The sequence below is a fragment of the Thalassobaculum sp. OXR-137 genome (assembly GCF_034377285.1).
Taxonomy (GTDB): Bacteria; Pseudomonadota; Alphaproteobacteria; order Thalassobaculales; family Thalassobaculaceae; genus Thalassobaculum.
In genome coordinates, this window is record NZ_CP139715.1 from 4,539,569 (window position 1) to 4,557,537 (window position 17,969).

Annotated in this window: 15 protein-coding genes; 5 read left to right on the forward strand and 10 right to left on the reverse strand. The window is 66.3% G+C overall.

Translation table 11 applies throughout. From position 1 onward, the window contains the following. Positions 1–21: 21 nt before the first annotated feature. The 8 genes from T8K17_RS21145 to T8K17_RS21180 all read right to left on the reverse strand — a co-directional run bounded on the left by T8K17_RS21145 (position 22) and on the right by T8K17_RS21180 (position 9,123). On the reverse strand, positions 22–1,014 hold the full coding sequence (locus T8K17_RS21145; protein WP_322331712.1) for an AraC family transcriptional regulator: 993 nt from the start codon (positions 1,012–1,014) through the stop codon (positions 22–24). A gap of 460 nt (positions 1,015–1,474) precedes the next feature. Then, positions 1,475–2,488, reverse strand: coding sequence for a dimethylarginine dimethylaminohydrolase family protein (locus T8K17_RS21150; protein ID WP_322331713.1), 1,014 nt, complete (start codon positions 2,486–2,488; stop codon positions 1,475–1,477). Positions 2,489–2,520: 32 nt separating this feature from the next. Continuing rightward, on the reverse strand, positions 2,521–4,125 hold the full coding sequence (locus tag T8K17_RS21155; RefSeq protein ID WP_322331714.1) for an amidohydrolase: 1,605 nt from the start codon (positions 4,123–4,125) through the stop codon (positions 2,521–2,523). A gap of 56 nt (positions 4,126–4,181) precedes the next feature. After that, positions 4,182–5,012, reverse strand: a complete 831-nt coding sequence (locus T8K17_RS21160; RefSeq protein ID WP_322331715.1) for an ABC transporter permease — start codon at positions 5,010–5,012, stop codon at positions 4,182–4,184. Continuing rightward, the gene (locus tag T8K17_RS21165; protein WP_322331716.1) at positions 5,009–5,845 is read right to left on the reverse strand and encodes an ABC transporter permease; all 837 of its coding nucleotides are present in this window, start codon (positions 5,843–5,845) and stop codon (positions 5,009–5,011) included. The genes T8K17_RS21160 and T8K17_RS21165 overlap by 4 nt, the downstream gene beginning before the upstream one ends. A gap of 40 nt (positions 5,846–5,885) precedes the next feature. Further along, positions 5,886–7,076: an ABC transporter substrate-binding protein gene (locus T8K17_RS21170; RefSeq protein WP_322331717.1), complete on the reverse strand. Its 1,191-nt coding sequence runs from the start codon at positions 7,074–7,076 to the stop codon at positions 5,886–5,888. A gap of 55 nt (positions 7,077–7,131) precedes the next feature. Beyond that, positions 7,132–8,238, reverse strand: a complete 1,107-nt coding sequence (locus T8K17_RS21175; protein ID WP_322331718.1) for an ABC transporter ATP-binding protein — start codon at positions 8,236–8,238, stop codon at positions 7,132–7,134. Positions 8,239–8,322: 84 nt separating this feature from the next. Next, positions 8,323–9,123: an MBL fold metallo-hydrolase gene (locus tag T8K17_RS21180; protein ID WP_322331719.1), complete on the reverse strand. Its 801-nt coding sequence runs from the start codon at positions 9,121–9,123 to the stop codon at positions 8,323–8,325. 132 nt (positions 9,124–9,255) lie between these two features. On the opposite strand from T8K17_RS21180, the gene T8K17_RS21185 reads away from it, so the two are divergent. The 5 genes from T8K17_RS21185 (at position 9,256) to T8K17_RS21205 (ending at position 15,328) form a co-directional block, all read left to right on the forward strand. Further along, positions 9,256–10,884 carry an amidohydrolase gene (locus tag T8K17_RS21185; RefSeq protein ID WP_322331720.1) on the forward strand — a complete coding sequence of 543 codons (1,629 nt, stop codon included), beginning with the start codon at positions 9,256–9,258 and terminating at the stop codon, positions 10,882–10,884. A 148-nt stretch (positions 10,885–11,032) separates the two neighbouring features. Continuing rightward, entirely contained in the window at positions 11,033–11,902 is an 870-nt protein-coding gene (locus T8K17_RS21190; protein WP_322331721.1) for a xanthine dehydrogenase family protein subunit M, read from the forward strand. A gap of 5 nt (positions 11,903–11,907) precedes the next feature. After that, positions 11,908–12,390, forward strand: coding sequence for a (2Fe-2S)-binding protein (locus T8K17_RS21195; protein ID WP_322331722.1), 483 nt, complete (start codon positions 11,908–11,910; stop codon positions 12,388–12,390). After that, positions 12,387–14,648 carry a xanthine dehydrogenase family protein molybdopterin-binding subunit gene (locus T8K17_RS21200; RefSeq protein WP_322331723.1) on the forward strand — a complete coding sequence of 754 codons (2,262 nt, stop codon included), beginning with the start codon at positions 12,387–12,389 and terminating at the stop codon, positions 14,646–14,648. Before T8K17_RS21195 ends, T8K17_RS21200 begins: the two co-directional genes overlap by 4 nt. Positions 14,649–14,830: 182 nt before the next feature. Continuing rightward, a complete protein-coding gene (locus T8K17_RS21205; RefSeq protein WP_416153141.1) occupies positions 14,831–15,328 on the forward strand; it encodes a PAS domain-containing protein in 498 nt (165 codons plus the stop codon). Positions 15,329–15,353: 25 nt separating this feature from the next. On the opposite strand, the gene T8K17_RS21210 is transcribed toward T8K17_RS21205, so the two are convergent. Then, on the reverse strand, positions 15,354–16,682 hold the full coding sequence (locus T8K17_RS21210) for a methyl-accepting chemotaxis protein (protein ID WP_322331725.1): 1,329 nt from the start codon (positions 16,680–16,682) through the stop codon (positions 15,354–15,356). A 127-nt stretch (positions 16,683–16,809) separates the two neighbouring features. Continuing rightward, positions 16,810–17,853 carry a siderophore-interacting protein gene (locus T8K17_RS21215; protein WP_322331726.1) on the reverse strand — a complete coding sequence of 348 codons (1,044 nt, stop codon included), beginning with the start codon at positions 17,851–17,853 and terminating at the stop codon, positions 16,810–16,812. Positions 17,854–17,969 lie beyond the last annotated feature (116 nt).

Below are 17,969 nucleotides of genomic sequence, written 5' to 3' on the forward strand. Positions count from 1 at the left end.
GACCTGGGAGCGAAAGGAGCCCTAGACCCGCTCGCTTTCGGCGATGGCCGCGCGGCGGGCGCGTTCCTTGACCTGGGAAGGCGGATAGCCGAATTCGCGGTGGAAGGCCGTGGCGAAATTGGCCGGGCTGGAATAGCCCACCCGCTGCGCCACGTCGCCGACCGACAGCCCTTCCCTGTCCAGCAGATCCCGGGCCATCTCCAGCCGGCGCACCCGCGCGAACTCCATCACCGTCTGGCCGTAGCAGTCTCGGAAGACCCGCTGCAGGGTGCTGACGCTCATGCCCGTCTGCGCGGCGATGTCCGGAAGATGCAGGCCGTCGTCCAGGCTGCGCAGGATCAGCTCGCGCGCGGTCTGGGCACGCACCATGTCGCGGGCACGCAGATGACGCGGCACCGCGCGCTGCTCCTCCACCCGGAACCCCGACAGGGCATCGGCCAGGATGGTCAGCATGTCGCGCTCCGAGGCGATGCTGGTCAGCACCCCACCCTCGGCGCCGCGGGTCAGGAGATCCTCGGCGCTGCGCACCGCGGCCGTCGACGGCTCCCAGTCCCTGACCGCCGCCTGGCCCCGCAGGAAGACTTCAAGCTCGCGCGACAGGGTGGAGGCGGGATCGTCGCCGCTGCGGTCCTCGAACCAGGAGATCGGCACCCGCAGGGTTACCTTGCGGACGTAACGGCCACGGGTGGAGGTGCGCAGCAGTGTGGTCGGCCGGGTGACCGAGATCAGCCGGCCGACCGGTCCGCGGCGGGCCGAGAACTTCACTGGGGCGCCTTCGATCGTCGCGTCGTAACTGCCCTCCAGCATCATCACGAGGCTGAGGCCGGGATACAGCGTCGTGCTGCACTGGAGATCGGCCATCTCCAACGCGTCGGTGGCTGCCAGGCTGATGCCGGAGGCGAAGTCCTGGAATGTGGAACGGCCGTCCATCGGGTGCGACGGCACGGTCATCTGCTGGGTTCGGATGGAATAGTCCAGATTGGCGCTTTCGCCCGGGTGCTGACCCGAATCCACCGCGGATCCGACCCCCTCGGCCGCGCGACTGTTTCCTGTTCGGCTGCTATGACTCATTCGAGATGGCCCTCGACCAGACCTGCTGATTGCTCAAAGATCAATGTATTGCGAATAGGTCGCAATCGCAACTGCGAGAAAGGCGTTAGTTTCCGCTGCGGACTGCACCCGCAACCGCTCGGGAGCGCGAAATAATTGCAAAAAACGGCGCGCGCGGAAACCCACGGAGTGCAGGGGCACTAGCGTCAGTGGCACATGCTGCAGGATAAAGATAGGAGATCCGGCCTAGGTTGCCTGGGATTTCGGTACGACCCGCTCCCGTCCGTCCGGCAGGGCCGCCTCGCCGCCGACGTTTGCGAAACCTTCCTATGGTAGAGAGGCCCTGAAAGCAAAGGGGCCGCCCCTCCTTCGCTGCAGTCGGGGCAGCGGGAGGGACGGCCCGAATTTGTCGCAGGTGGCTGGGTCAGTCGACCGAGTCGCGGATCAGCGGGGAGGTCGAGCAGTGGATGCCGCCGCCGCCCTGGAACACCTTGTCGTACTTCACCGGGACGATCTCGATGCCGCGCTTGTCGAGCGCGTCGGCGGTGTGCTTGGAGGCGCCCGCCTCCATGATCACCCGGCCCGGTTTCACCGCGATGCAGTTGACCACGCCCGAAGGGTCGTCCGGATGCACCTCGATGGTCCGGATACCCAGCTCCTTCAGCTTGCCGAGGAACCAGAACGGAAGCTGGGTCGGGTTAATAATCGCGGTGTCGACGTCGATCATCACCAGCGCGCCGTCGATATGCAGGCGGTAGCCGGTCAGATCCACCCGCAGCAGCTCCACGCCCTGGGCGTTCAGCACTTCCTCGACCTGACGGGTGCCCTCCTCGTTGACGCGGGAAGAGCGGCCGATCACGGCGGTCTTGGAGTTCAACCAGACGAAGCTGCCGCCCTCCATCAGGCCAGTGCCGTGGACGGTGCGCAGGATCGGCATGCCGAGCGCGCCGAGGGTCTCGGTCACCGGGGCCTCCTCGCCGCGGCGCACGATCGGGCCGAGGCGGGTGACGATGGCCCCGCCCTTCACGCCGATGCAGCTGTCCCGGGTGTAGATCGACTTGTGCTTACCCGGCGCGCAGCGCTTCAGGTAGACGACCTCCACGCCCTCCGCACGCAGGGCGTCGGCGAGGCCGTCATGCTGCTCCTGCTGCTCTTCCATGGTGTGGATCTTGTCGCCGCGCCAGTACCAGGTCTGACCCTCGGCGTCGCCGTAGGAACCCAGATGCTCCAGGCGTTTGGACGGGTCGAGGATCTTCATCTCCTCGCCCGGCCGGTGCATCAGCACCATGCGGAGCCGGCCGACATCGTTGTCGCAGCCCCATTTGCGGCCCCAGACCGTCTCCTGCTGCTCGGCGCTCTCGAAACCCGGCTCCTCGTGGCTGGGGAAAGTCTTGATGGTCATGTTGTAGCGGTATTCGAATTCGCTGACCGCACCCATGGCGGTTCCTCCTCTTCGTTCTTGTCTTGCTGTCAGTCCTGGGCCGGCGGCGTCGGCATGACCCATTCGGTTCCCCGCACCGTCTCCACATATTCCGGCCACGGGAAGTGGATCGGGGCCGGCGCGTTCTTGCCGAGCAGCGGCGGGATCCACTTGCTGCCGCCGATACCGCCGCCGGTGCGCTCCTCGAACTCCGCCTTGCAGCGGGCGAGCGCCTCCGGGCTCTCCATCAGCTCAAGCCCGGTCGTGGCGATCACCTTGCCGGCTGTCAGGAACATCGGGTCCATGGCCCCCGGCACGCCGCCCAGCGCGCAGTGGCACCAGTGCGGCACCTTCACCCCAGGCGCCGGGTTCTTCAGCGCCGCACGGCCGACATAGAGGCGCACGGTCGGGGTGTGCCAGGTCATGTCGGTGTAGTCGTCGGAGGTATAGTTCTTCTGCCAGGACGGGATCTGCGAGCGCAGGATCGCCTCGCCCTCCTTCGGATCGACGAGCTGCTCCAGGATCTCCGGGAACGGCTCGTCGGGCGCGTCGTAGCCCAGGTTGCGGATCATCTCGCGGCCGAACTCCTTGGCGTCCTCGGAGAATTTCGGCGGGCCGACCAACTCGAAATTGGCGTAGGTGATCTCGGCCAGCGCGTTGTTCGCCATGCCCGGCCGGGTCTTCGTCACCCATTCGGACTTCACCTGACAGTGGGTCAGGCCGGCGACATGCTCGGCGTTGTTGTCCAGCACCCGCTCGATCGCCTCGGCCATCTCGATGGACGGGCAGCGCCAGGCGTACTGGATCTGCGAGTAGCGCGGCGGCAGGTTGTCGGCCGTGGCGAAGCCGCCGTTGAGGATCGCCTCGTTCAGGGTCCAGGAGCCCCGGTGCGGCAGCATGTTCTCCTTGGTGTACTTGGTGGTCGTGTACATCAGGCACATAGCGTCCAGAGCCGCCGGCGCGCGGGCGATGGCGTGGCTGTTCTGCGAGCCCTTGCGCTCCCCGGCCGAGCCCCAGGTCTCCGGATCGACGGATTCGAAGGTGTAGACCTTCGACCAGTAGCAGCCGCAATGGGTCTCCCAGATCACCGTGTTGGACAGGTCCGGCAGGGAGGTCGGGTGGAAGCTGATCAGCGCGTCGATGTCGTCGTAATAGCCGTGGCTGGCATGTACCGGCTTGGAGCCGCACATCTTCTCTGCCGGCTCGCCGAAGAATTTGATCCGGCCGGCAATGTTGTGCTCTTTCATCGCCGCCTGCATGGCCAGCGCCCCGGTCAGCCCGCCCAGGCCCAGCGCCGAGTGCGGATCGGTATGCCCGGCGGCATAGGGATGCACGCCCTCGCGCGGCTTGCGGTACGGCACCGCCTCCTGACTAGAGCCGACCACGGCGTCGTATTCGGCGTAGCAACAGATGGTTGGTCCGCCGGTGCCGTTCTCCCAGGTGGCGCAGAGCGCGGTCGGCATCCCGGCCGAGCCCGGCTCGACCTCGAAGCTCTCGGCGCGCAGCCGCTCGACATACCAGGCGGCGGATTTGTACTCGCGCCAGGACGGCTCGTGCAGGTGCCAGATCTCCATGTGGTCGCGCGACAGGCGCTCGGCATTGGCTTCAACCCAGGCAAGGGCGGTCCGCTTGGCGGGCGTCAACTCCGCGGTCATGGTCGTCTCCGTCGATGTGACATGGCGGCCGGCGGTTGGCGCCGACGCCGGAAAGATCAGGCCTCGCCGCCCTCGATCCGGGCCGTCAGCCGGGCGCGTCGGCGCTGGCGCGCCCACAGCTCGGTCAGCAGCAGAGCGAGAGTGATCGCGATCAGCATGGTCGCGATCGACGCGATGGTCGGATCGAGGTGATCCTGGATGCCGTCCCAAATGCGCTTCGGCAGGGTGTAGACGTTGCGGCTGGTGATGAAGAGCGCCACGACGATCTCGTCGAAGGAGATGGTGAAGGCGAACAGCGCGCCGGACAGCATGCCGGGGATGATGCTCGGCAGGATCACCCAGCGGATGGTCTGCGAGGTCGAGGCCCCCAGGTTGCGGGACGCCTGCTCAAGCCGGACGTCGAAATTGGCGAGCGAGGCCGAGACGGTGATCACCACGTAGGGGATGGCGATCAGGGTATGGGCCAGGATCAGGCCGAAATAGGTATCCATCAGCCCGAGATCGATCCAGAACCGGTACATGGCGAGCGCCTGCACGATCGTCGGCACGATGATCGGGGTCAGCATGAAGGTCCGGACGGACTCAGCCGCGTTGCTCGCCAGCCGCCAGCAGCCGATGGCGCAGAGCGTGCCGAGCACCAGGGCGGCGATGGTCGAACAGGTCGCGACGATCACGCTGTCCAGCGTGGCCGCCAGCCAGATCTCCTTCTCGAAGAACGCCGCATAATGCTGCAGCGACAAGCCTTCCTTGGGCAGCGACAGGTAGTACTGGTCGGTGAAGGAGACCGGTACGACGATGATCATCGGCAGGACCAGGAAGGCCAGCACGGTCCAGGCAAGGCCATAGACCACACAGCGGCCGAAGACGACGCGCGGATCCTTTTTCATCGCGCACCAAACACTTTCTTCAAGTCGACGAAGCGGGCCACCAGGGCGAGCGACAGGAACACCGAGAACAGCAGGGTCGAGGCCAGCATGGTGGCCTGGCCCCAGCGCAGCGTCTCCTCGAAGCTCACCTGGATGTACTCGGAGATCATCACCACCTTGCCGCCGCCGAGCAGCGCCGGGGTGATGAAGAAGCCGAGGGAGAACACGAAGACCAGAATGGTCGCGGAGATCAGGCCGGGCTTGCTCAGCGGCAGGTAGACATCCTTGAACGCCACCCATGGCGAGGCGCCGAGGCCGCGGGCCGCACTGACCAGACGGTCCTGGATCCCGGTCATGTTGGAGTAGATCGGCAGCACCGCAAGCGGCAGCATGAAGTGCACCATGCCGACGATCACGCCGAATTCGTTGCGCACGAGCTGCAGCGGCTGGTCGATGATGCCCAGCTCCTGCAGGCCCGTGTTGATGAGCCCCTGGGTCCGCAGCAGCATGACCCAGGCGAAGGCGCGGATCAGCACGCTGAGCCAGAAGGTGAGGAGCACGCAGAACATCATCCAGGTGCGCTGGCGCTCGCCGACCTGGGCCATGGCGTAGGCGACGATATAGCCGCAGACCACGGTGATCGCGGTGGTGATCACGCAGACCCGGACCGTGGTCATCCAGATCCGGTGGATCAGGGAGCGGTCGATCAGTTCGCTGTAGTTGCCGAACCCGGGCACGGGATCGGTCACGCTGATCCAGAGAACCTGGATCAGCGGATATATGTAGAAGACGAGCATGAGCAGGACCGCCGGCGCGATCAGCCACCAATAGACCCGGCGAAGTGAAGCGTGCATGTGCGGCCTGCCAATGCCCTTTGTCTAATTACCGATCGACTTACGACGACAGCGCGTCGAGCCACTTCTCGCGCGACAGCTCGTCGTTGGTCAGGTTGCGGACGCCGCTGTCCTCTTCGTACCAGGGACCGTTCTGCAGGACCTGGACGGCGAGGTTCTCGGGCTGACCCGGATCGATGTACTTCTTGTCGGCCGGAACCATGTTGGCGGCGGCCGGGTTGGCCGGGCCGTTGCCCATGGCGTTGAACAGCACGAGTTGCTGTTCCGGATCCTGGGCCGAGGCGATGAACTTCATCGCGGTCTCGGTACCGGCCGGGTTGTTCTTCGGCACGTTCCACATGCCGGCAGTGACGATGCCGTCCTTCCAGGTCCAGGTCACGTCGCCGTTGGTCTCCTGGTTCAGGAGGTTGGCGCGGGTGTGCCAGATGTTGCCCATGACGACTTCGCCGGTGCGGAACAGCTCCTGGCTCTGCGAGCCCGAGCCCCAGGCGATCACGTAGTCCTTGATCTCCTTGAGCTTGGAGACCGCCAGATCGATGTCGATCGGGTAGACCTCCTTCGGCGAGCGGCCGGCGGCCATCATGCAGGCTTCCAGCATGCCGTTCGGCTGCTTGCGCAGGGTCCGGTTGCCCGGGAACTTTTCCAGGTCCCAGAAGTCCTTCCAGCCCGTCGGCTCGGACGGAACGGACTTCTTGTTGTAGGTCAGCGCGAAGCTGAACATGTAGTTGGCGCAGCCGTACTCGTAGGCGAACTGCTGCTGCATCTTCGACTTGTCGACCACGGAGTAGTCGATCGGCTGCAGGACGCCCTGCTTCTGCAGGACCAGCGTGGTGCCGGTGCCGGTGTCGCAGACGTCCCAGGTCACCGCACCCGCGTCGACCATCGCCTTGATCTTGGAGCCGAGCGGGCCGGTGCCGTCGATGACGACCTTGGTGCCGTTGGACTTCTCGAACGGATCGCCGAACGCCTTCTGATAGGCCTCGACCGCCGGACCGCCCCAGTTCACAATCACGATCTCGCCCGCCGCCTTGGCGGAACCGCCGCCCAGGGTCATGACGGACGTGCCGGCGCCCAGGATCGCCATGGCCTGGAGGAACGTGCGTCGGTCGATCTGCCCCTTCTCCAGGCGCTGCGCGGCGATCTCCACGCAGTCGCGGGCGAAGTCGCTGTCACCGGCGTCCTCGATCTCAGGATAGAGATCCTTTTCGTACAGGGTCTTGGTCAAGGTCATGCCAGGCTCCTCACATTGGCGGCCGGCCCCCTGCCAACCGCGGATTGATGGGATATCAGCGGTCGCGCACGACCACGGACGCGTCCGGCTCCCAACCGAGCCAGATCGTGTTTCCGATCGACGGCTCGATCTTGCACGTCCAGGCCGGCGTCGTGGCGATCAGCTCGCCAAGCGCCTCGGTCTGAACCTGGAAATGATAGGCCGAGCCGTAATAGTTGAAGGCGGTGATCTTGCCGGAGACGGCGTTGGTCGCCCCGGAGCGTTCGGCCGTCAGCGCGATCTTCTCCGGCCGCAGCGCAATCACGACCTCTCCATTGGCCATGGTGTGCGCCGGCGTGCCGGCCTGCACCAGCGGATGGCCGCCGCAGACATAGGTGAACGAGCCGTCCTGCTTCTCCGCGACCGTGCCGTGGAGGAAGTTCGACTTACCCAGGAAGTCGGCGACGAAGCGGGTGGCGGGCTTCTCGTAGAGGTCGCCCGGGTTGCCCTGCTGCTCGATCTTGCCGTCTCGCAGGATGATGATCGTGTCCGACATGGACAGCGCCTCTTCCTGGTCGTGGGTGACGTAGATGAACGTGGTGCCGAGGCGCTGGTGAAGCGACTTCAGCTCCCACTGCAGGTCGGCGCGCAGCTTCTTGTCGAGGGCCGACAGCGGCTCGTCGAGCAGCAGTAGGTCCGGCTCGAACACGATGGCGCGGGCGAGTGCCACGCGCTGCTGCTGGCCGCCGGAGAGCTGCGAGGGATAACGCTCGGCCAGATGGCCCATCTGCACCAGTTCCAGCGCGCTCTTGATCTTCGCCGAGGCATCCGCCTTGGAGACGCCGCGCACCTTCAGCGGGAACCAGATGTTGTCCGCCACCGTCATGTGCGGGAACAGGGCATATCCCTGGAACACCATGCCGAAGTTCCGCTTGTCCGGCGGGAACCGCGTGATGTCCTTGTCGTCCAACAGGATGCTGCCGCCGCTGGGTTCGACGAAACCGGCGATCGACATCAGAATTGTCGTCTTGCCGGAGCCCGACGGGCCCAGGAGCGTCAGGAAAGACCCGCGCGGGACGTCGAGGTCCACCCCATCGACCGCGGCAAGCGATCCGTAGACCTTCGAAAGGTTCCGCAATGACAGGGCGTGGCCGCTCCGCGCCCCAGTCGATCCGTCCGGCATGTGTGTTAATCCCTTACTCACCGAATAGCGAGGCCGGCATGCTGCGCTTTTAGGCAACAGCAGCGCAAGCCCAAATTTCGAGCATTATCTGCCTAAATATTGATCAATCAGAAATTGATACTTGGCAGACCCAAAGCTTTCCCTGTGTCCGCCATGCACCGCAGAGACGTTAAGTTGTTTTAGTCTGCGCATAGAAACAGCATAAGCAGCAGGATCGCTGTCGGGCAGCGTGTCGATCAGGAGCCCATCGTAGATCGTGTCGCCGCCGATGAGGACCCCCGTATTCTCCTCCCACAAGCAGATGGAGCCCGGGCTGTGCCCCGGCGTGTGCAGCACCTGAAAGCTGCGGTCGCCCAGGTCGACGGTGTCGCCTTCCGCCAGCAGCGCCGTGGGCGTAGCACCGGGGATCCGCCATTCCTCGGGCCGGAACGACGGCGAGGGCGAAGCCGCGATCAGCGCGCCCGACACGTCGAATCCGGATTTCCGCAGATCCTCTTTCCGCTTCTCGCTGTAACCGTCGAAGGAGAGTTGCAGGTCGGCCGGCGGGTTGCGCATCACCTCGGCCTCCGCGGCGTGCATGCGCAGATCGTCGGCGAACTCATGGGCCGAGCCGATATGGTCGACATGGGCGTGGCTCAGGACATGCACGACCGGCTTGTCGAGAAACGGGTCGAGGAACCGGCGCAGGCTGCACACCCCCATCCCCGCATCGACCAGCAGGTCGCGGTCGCGGCCGCGCACCAGGAACATGTTGGCCCGCAGCAGCCGGGAGACATGCGGCTCCCATATGCGCAGCAAGCCGAGCGGCAACCATTCGATGGCGAACCAGTTGTCGGCGGTCGGCAGTCGGTCGAACGTCGGGCCGGGGATGGAACCGGTCAGCATCGCTGTCTCCCTGATCAGGCGAAAAACGGGGGGATGCGAGGAAGGGTGCTTGTCTGCCCTTTCGAACCTCGCGAGGATTGGCGGGCGCACAGCATGCCCTTCCTTCCCGCGCAAGCACAGCCGGAGACTGACATGACCAGCCTCACCGCCGATCTGGTGATGACCAACGGGCGTATCGCCACCATGGACGCGGACAAGACCACGGTCGCCGCCCTCGCCGCCCGCGACGGCAAGATCGTCGCCCTGGGCGGCGATGCCGACATGGCGCCGCTGATCGGCCCCGGAACCAAGGTGATCGACTTGGGCGGCCGCACCGTCATCCCCGGCATCGTGGACAGCCACAACCACCCTGACGCCTATGCCGCCCGCCTCGCCTCCTGGGAGCTGCTGAGCCCCGACCGGATCCAGAGCCGCGAGGCCCTGCTCGCCCGCCTGTCCGAGGTCGCCGCGAGCAAGGGCCCGGACGAATGGGTCGCCGGCTACCGGCTGAACGAGAACAAGTCCGGCGGCTATCCGACCATCGAAGAGCTGGATTCGGCCGCCCAGGGCCGTCCGCTGTTCATCCTGCGCACCGACGGCCATATCGGCCTGGCGAACAGCCGGGCCTTCGCCGAGCTAGGCATCGACGAAACGACCCAGCCGCCGGAATTCGGCGCCTTCGACAAGCATCCGGACACCGGCAAGCTGACCGGCATCGTGCGCGAGACAGCCGCCCATCTGTTCCTCGACCGGGTGCACGAGGGCGACACGCCGGACAGCATTGCCGCCGGGCTGGAGAAAGTGTTCGCGGAGTGGACCTCCTACGGCATCACCTCGGTCTACAACTCGCTGACCCCGTCCAAGGGCATCCGCGCCTACCAGATGATGAAGGACGAGGGACGGCTCAACATGCGGGTCGGCATCATCGCCTCGGGCCGCGAGGCCGGGCTGGTGGAATCCCTGGCCGCCGCGGGCATCCGCTCCGGATTCGGCGACGACTGGGTGCGGATCATCGGCGTGGAATGGTGTCCGGACTGCTCCACCTCCGGACGCACCGCCGCCTATTACGAGCCCTATGTCGGCAAGAAGATCAAAGGCGAGCCGGAGCCGAATACCGGCGTCCTGCTGTACGAGCTTGAAGACCTGAAGCGCCGGGCGCTGGCCGCCCACAAGGCCGGGCTGCAGGTGATGATCGAGGGCGTGGGCGACCGCGGCATCGACTTCGCCCTGGACGCCATCGAGTACTGCCTGGAGCAGCACCCGATGGAGGACCACCGCATGCGGGTCGAGCATTGCTGCTACGTCACCCCGCCGCTGCAGGAACGCCTGAAGACGCTCGGCGTGATCGACAGCTCTGCCACCGGCTTCATGTACGACCTGGGCGACGCCTATATCGCCAACCGCGGCCAGGAGGCCATGGCCCGCATGTGGCCGCATCGGGCGATGATCGATGCCGGCATTCCTGCGCCGGGCCATTCCGACGCCATGGTCTGCCAGGCGAACCCGTTCCTGGCGCTGTGGTCGATGGTCAACCGCAAGTCGGATACCGGCGGCGATCTGGACGCCTCCCAGGCGATCACCCCGACCGAGGCGCTGAACGCCTATACGTGGCTCGGTGCCCATTCAGGCCGCGAGGAACACCTGAAGGGCTCGCTCGAGGTCGGCAAGCTGGCGGACGTCGCCGTTTTGGATCGGGATTATTTCTCGATCCCGACCGAAGAGATTCGCGATGTGCAGGTCGACATGACGGTGATTGGCGGTAGAGTCGTTCACCAGCGATAGGCGAAATCCCGACGATCTTTCGGGGGTGGTCGTGTCGCCGTCACCGTCGTAGCCTCGCGCGACGGAGCATTTTGTATGCAATCCCCCACTGAAGAGGGGCCCCCGCGTCATTGGGATGCGGGTCCGGGAAAGGAAAACGAGAAGGGCCATGTCCGACATTCGATATCTGGCGCCGCAGACGCTCGACGATGCGATCGCCCAATACGCCGCGGCCGAGGGGGCTGCGCGCATTCTCGCCGGTGGGACCGATCTGCTCGTGCAGATGCGCTCCGGCCTCCTGAAGCCCAGCACGATCCTCGATGTGAAGAAGATCCCGGAGCTGACGGCGATCGAGAAGACCGCGGACGGCGGCTTCAGGATCGGCGCCGCCGTCTCGGGTGCGGTGCTCGAGGAGGACCCGGACTTCGGCAAGGCCTGGCCGGGAGTGCTCGAGGCGCTGAACCTGATCGGCTCGACCCAGGTCCAGGGCCGCGCGTCGATGGGCGGCAACCTGTGCAACGGCTCGCCGGCGGGCGACAGCGTCCCTGCCCTCGTTGCGGCGGGCGCGATCGCCACCATCAAGGGGCCGAACGGCAGCCGCGAGTTGAAGGTCGAGGACGTGCCCGCCGGTCCGGGCAAGACCAACCTGGAGCCGGGCGAGATCCTCGTCAGCTTCACATTCCCGGCCCGCCCCAAGGGGTCCAGCGACGCCTATCTGCGGATGATCCCGCGCACGGAGATGGACATCGCCGTGGTCGGCGTCGGCGTCAGCCTGACGATGGACAACGGCACCTGCACCGCCGCCCGCGTCGGCCTGGGTGCCGTCGCCCCGACCGTCCTGCTCGTCGAGGATGCCGCCAAGGCGCTGATCGGCAGCAAGCTGGACGACGCCGCGATCGAGAAGGCCGCCGCCGCCTGCTCGGCCGCCTGCAACCCGATCGACGACAAGCGCGGCACCATCGCATACCGAACAAAGGTGGCCGGGGTGCTGCTCAAGCGCACGACCGCAATCGCCGCCGAACGCGCCGGGAGGGCCTGATACCAATGGCGAAGATCCACGTTTCCACCACCATCAACGGCGAGCCGACCGAGTTCCTGTGCGATGCCGGCGACAGCATGCTGGACGCGCTGCGCGACACGCTCGGGCTCACCGGCTCCAAGGAAGGCTGCGGCACGGGTGACTGCGGCGCGTGCAGCATCACCCTGGGCGGCCGGCTGGTCTGTTCCTGCCTGATGCTGGCGGCCGAGGCCGACGGCCAGGAGATCGAGACGATCGAGGGCATGGCGAAGCCCGACAAGCTGCATCCGCTGCAGCAGAAGTTCTTGGAATCCGCCGCCCTGCAATGCGGCATCTGCACCCCGGGAATGCTCGTCGCGGCCAAGTCGCTGCTGGAGCGCAATCCGGATCCGACCGAAACCGAAGTCCGTTTCTGGCTCGCCGGCAACCTGTGCCGGTGCACCGGCTACGACAAGATCGTCCGCGCGGTCATGGAGACCGCCGCCGACATGCGGGAGGCTGCCCGATGAACGACCAGAGCAACAAATGGATCGGTAAGCGCACGGTCCGTCCGGACGGCGCCGACAAGGTTACCGGCCGCGCCGCCTATGCAGCCGACGCCACCATGCCCGGGATGATCTGGGCCAAGGTGCTGCGCAGCCCGTATCCCCATGCGGTCATCAAGTCGATCGACACATCCAAAGCCGAAGCCCTGCCGGGCGTGAAGGCCGTGGCCACCGCCGCCGACTTCGTCGACTTCCCGGTCGATACGCCGGTGCCGCTGGGCATCCAGGACATGCGCTGGATGAGCCGGAACATGCTGGCCAAGGAAAAGGTCCTGTTCCACGGCCACCCGATCGCCGCCGTGGCCGCGACCAACGAGGAGATCGCCGCCGAGGCCTGCGCGCTGATCGAGGTGGATTACGAGGTTCTTCCCTTCGCTATCGAGATCGACGACGCCATCGCCAAGGACGCGCCGATTCTGCACGACTTCATGAAGTTCGACGGCAAGCCGTCCAACATCGCCGGCACCCTGGAGCACACCCTGGGCGACGTCGATGCGGGCTTCGCCGAGGCCGACGTGGTGATCGAGCGCAGCTTCACCACCAAGCCGGTGCACCAGGGCTATATCGAGACCCATGCCTGCGTGGTCAGCGTCGCCCCCGACGACCGCACCACCATCTGGAGCTCCAGCCAGGGCCAGTTCATGGTCCGCGCGATGACCTCCTTCCTGACCGGCATCCCGCAGTCCAAGGTGACCGCCATTCCGGCGGAGATCGGCGGCGGGTTCGGCGGCAAGACCATCGTCTATCTGGAGCCGGTCGCCACGGTCCTGTCGAAGAAGTCCGGCCGTCCGGTGAAGATGGTCATGACCCGCGAAGAGGTCATGCGCGCCACCGGCCCGACCTCCGGTTCCAAGAGCACGGTGAAGATCGGTGCCAAGAAGGACGGCACCATCGTCGCCGGCAAGGGAACCTTCTACCTCCAGGCCGGCTGCCTTCCGGGCTCGCCGATCCGTGGGGCGGCGGGCTGCGCCTTTGCGCCGTATGACATCCCCAACGTGCATTCCTTCGGCTACGACGTGGTGTCCAACCGCTCCAAGGTCGCCGCCTACCGTGCCCCGGGTGCCCCGATCGGTGCCTTCGCGGTGGAAAGCGTGCTGGACGAGCTGGCCGCCGAACTGGGCATGGACCCGCTGAAGCTGCGTCTGAAGAACGCCGCCAAGGAGGGCACCAAGGCCGCCCACGGGCCCACCTACCCGCGCATCGGCTATGTCGAGACGCTGGAAGCCGCGCTGAACAGCGAGCACTACAAGACTCCGCTGTCGGGCAAGTTCCAGGGCCGGGGCGTCGCCTCGGGCTTCTGGTTCAACGCCGGCGGCGAGTCGAGCGCGCAGGTGAACATCACCGAGGACGGCAACGTCGTGGTGACCACGGGCCACCCGGATATCGGCGGCTCGCGCGCGTCCATCGCCAACATCACTGCCGAACTTCTGGGCATCAACTACGACCAGGTGTCCGTGCAGATCGGCGATACGGCCACGATCGGCTACAGCAACCTGACCGGCGGCAGCCGCGTGCTGTTCGCCTCGGCCATGGTGGTGACCGAATCGACCGAGCAGGTGATCGAGCAGCTCAAGGGCCGGGCCGCCAAGATCTGGGGCATCGATCCGTCCCAGGTGGTCTGGGAAGGCGGCGAGGCCCGTCCGATGGGCGAGCACAGCGCCAACTTCCCCTCCATGACCCTGGAGGAGCTCGCAGCTAAGGCGAACGCCACCGGCGGCCCGATCGGAGCCGGCAGCCAGAGCAACACCGTCGGTGCCGAAGGCGGCTTCGCCACCCATGTCTGCGACGTGGAGGTGGATGTCGATCTCGGGATCGTGCGGGTGCTGCGCTACACCTGCTTCCAGGATGTCGGCCGGGCGATCCACCCGAGCTACGTGGAAGGCCAGCTCCAGGGCGGTGTGGCCCAGGGAATTGGCTGGGCGCTGAACGAGGAGTACATCTACAACAAGAAGGGTCAGGTCGATAATCCGGGCTTCCTCGACTACCGAATGCCCGTCTGCTCCGACCTGCCGATGCTCGATTGCGGCATCATCGAGATCCCGAATCCGAAGCACCCGCAGGGTGTCCGCGGCGTCGGCGAGGTTCCGCTGGTGCCGGGTCCGGCGGCCGTGCGCAACGCGGTGCACGACGCCATCGGCATCTGGATCGATGACCTGCCGCTGTCGCCGCCGAACGTCCTGGCCGCGATCGACGCCAACGCCGCCAAGCAGGCCGCCGAGTAACCGCACACTGACCAACGGAGCGCCGGCCCGAGCCGGCACTCCGCTCCAGACGAAGAACGGCCGCCGCGCTCCCAACCGAGCCGGCGGCCGTTTCTGCTTCAACTCCCGGCTTTCCCACACGATGGCAGCAAGACCAAGCCCATGTTAGAAAGACAAAGGTAAGGAAAAGGCAGGCGGAGCCAATGAATTCAGACCCACTATCGGCTTCGGAATTTGACCTCCCGCCCTGGTTTTACGCCGATCTCACAGCAACGGTCGCCCATCCGACTTTGCGGCACGTCCTGGCACATTGGGAAACGTTGAAGGACGGTGCAGGCCTGCCGAAAGCCAGCCGGATCGATCCGCTGGACCTGCGCCCGCATCTGCCCGACCTGTTCATGGTCCGGGTTGCCGGCGACGGTCAGGAGTTCACCTATTCGCTGATCGGCACCCGGATCACCGAGATCCTGGATCGGGATGCGACGGGGCGGACGGTCGCGGACACGTTTCCAGCCGATCATCCGATCGTCGAGATCTACCGGCTGATCTGCCGGCGGCGCATTCCGGTGCGAACGCACGGCCAGGTGAGCTGGGTCGACAAGGAGTACAAGAGCTTCGAGAGCGTGATGATGCCGCTCACCGACGACGAGGGCACCGTGATCAAGATCCTCGGCGCTGCGGTCTACCTGCCCGCCCCCTGATCGGCAGGCGGCCGAGCCCGGCCCCCTATTTCTTCAGGTGATCGGACAGTTCGTTCAGCAGCCGCATGACTTCCTGCGACGCCTCGGCGGCCTCCTCGACCTTCGCAGTGGCCAGGGCGATGTCGCCGGCGGCGAAGGCCTTGGCCGCGTCGATGCCGGCACGGTGCACCTGCTGATGCGGCGTCATCAGTGCCCTCCAGGCCGGATGGCCGGTCAGCCGCGAATCATTCTGGGCGTCGTACCATTTGCCCAGACGGCAGCTATGATGGTCGGCCAGTTCGTCAGGTCGCAGCATCTCGCGACCGACCAGCATCTGGGCCAGACGGCGCATCCAGATCATGTGGTCCGACTTCGCGGCATGGATCGTGGCATTGGGCACGCCGGCCTGCACGAAGCCGTCGATCGCCTTGCTGATCGTGGGACCTGTCTTCTCCAGCAGCCCGATGGTGCTGTCGACCATGTAGACGTTGCGCGCGCTCATGTCGGCGATGGCGGTGACGCCCTCGGCGATCTCGGCGGTGGCCGTCTGCTGCTCGCCGAGGATCTGCGACACCTCGTGCATGCTGCGCGTCACCGAGCCGATGCGCTCGGCGAGGTTTTCCATTTCCTGGCCCACGGTCTGGATGGTGCCCCGCCCCTCCTCGACCCGTTCCGCGCCGGAGCGCATGACCCCGACGATCTCCTGCATGTCGGTGCGGATGCCGGAGATGCGCTCGCGGATGTCCACGGTGGCGCCGGCCGTCTGGTTGGCGAGGGTCTTCACCTCGCTGGCCACGACGGCGAAGCCCTTCCCCGCCTCGCCCGCCCGCGCCGCCTCGATGGTGGCGTTCAGCGCCAGCAGGTTGGTCTGCTTGGCGATGTTTTCGATGGTCGAGACGATGTCGCCGATGGCGACGGAGGCTTCGGCCAGCGCGTCCACCTTCTGCACCGCCGATTGGACGACCTGAAAGACGCCTTCCATCGCGGCCACCGCCTGACCCGCCGCGGCCCGACCGCTGTCGGACACCGCCGCCGCCTCGGCGGCTTCGGCTGACGCCCCCTCGGTCGTGTGACTGATCGTCTGCACCGTAACGGTCAGTTCCTCCACGGCGGAGGCGATCGACTGGGAGCGGTTGTCCACATCGCGCAGGGAACTCATCATTTCGGAGGTCCGGCGCACGCCGTCGCTGGCCGCGACCGACATCTCCACCCAGCGTTCGAGGCGGCTCTCCCCCTCGGTGTCCACGCCCTTGAGACGCAGAAGCTTCTGGCCGATCTCGCCGCCCTGACGGGCGACCAGTTCCTCATTGCCGGCGAGCAGCGCGTCGATCAGATCCTCGGCCGACAGCGACCCGGTCGCTTCCGCAGCGCTCATGTTACAGACTCCAGCAAATGACGAACGTGACAGTCCGGATGGAGCTTAGGAGCGACCCGTTTAGATAGTGTTAAGTGGACCGCCAATAGCCGGAGATTTCTTCGGGCTTTCCGCCCCAGCGGATCCGTCAGGCGGACCCGTCGCGCCGCCAGTATCCGGCGCTGGCGACACAGGCGGCCGGCAGGCCCAGATCCTCGCGGAAATGTGCCCGCACCTGTCGGGCTGTCTCCGCCTCGCCCGCGAACCAGACGCCGGCGTCGGCCGGCAGAGCGACAGAACGCATGGCCTCGACAAGCGCCCCATCGCCGCCGACCACCCACTGGACCGTGAAGCCGTCCGGCGCGACCGGATCGATCCGCGCCTCGGCGTTGCGCAGGCCGATCACCGCATGCCCCCGTGCATCCTTCGGGCGCTTCTCCAGGATCCGCGAGATGGCGGGCAAGGCGGTTTCGTCGCCGCCGATCAGCAGCCACCCGTCCTTCGGATAGGAACCGCCGCCCGGGCCCATCACCCCGACCCGATCGCCCGGAGCCGCCACCTCGGCCCAGTCGGCCACCGCGCCCCCGGCATGACGCACCACGTCCACGTCGATCTCCCCCAAGGCGAGGGAGATCGCCCGGATGGTATAGACGCGCACGGTCAGTGCGTCGGGGCCCTCCGGAAGAACCACTGCGCCGGACCGCGACCGCTTGGGCCAGACCGGCGGGCGCCCAATGCCGGCTGGCGGCACCATCAGCCGCACATGCAGCCCGCGCTCGGCGAAGTGGTCGATGTCCCTGCCCTTCAGGGTCAGACGGATCATCCAGGGGCTGACCAGCCGGCGGTCGATCACCTCCATCTCCCGGAAGTTCGCCGGCAGGCTTTCCTGCGGATCGTATCCGCGCCAGACCATGCGGTCGGCCAGGGTGCCGTCGTGGGCCAGCAGGTAGAAGGAGACCGTCTCCTGCAGCACCTCCAGACCGCCCGCATCGGCGCTCTCGACCCGCACCTGCAGGTCCGTCCCGTGCGCCTGCAGGCGGAAGCGCCCGTAACTGCTCTGGAACTCGACCGCATCGGGGCTGCGCGAGACCGGCAGTAGGTCGTGCTCGGCCAGACGCTTCACCTGCTCGTCGAGCCAGGCATCGGCGCGGTCCAGGGTGAGGCTCAGTTCGGCATGGAGGGATCCGGTCACGGCTCGGCCTTCGGAGGGGGTGGGAAGCAGCACGGACAATAATGCAACTCATTCGCATTAATGACCCCGCTGTCAACCATGGACCTGCTCCCATCCGGCTATTCCGCGGATCGGGC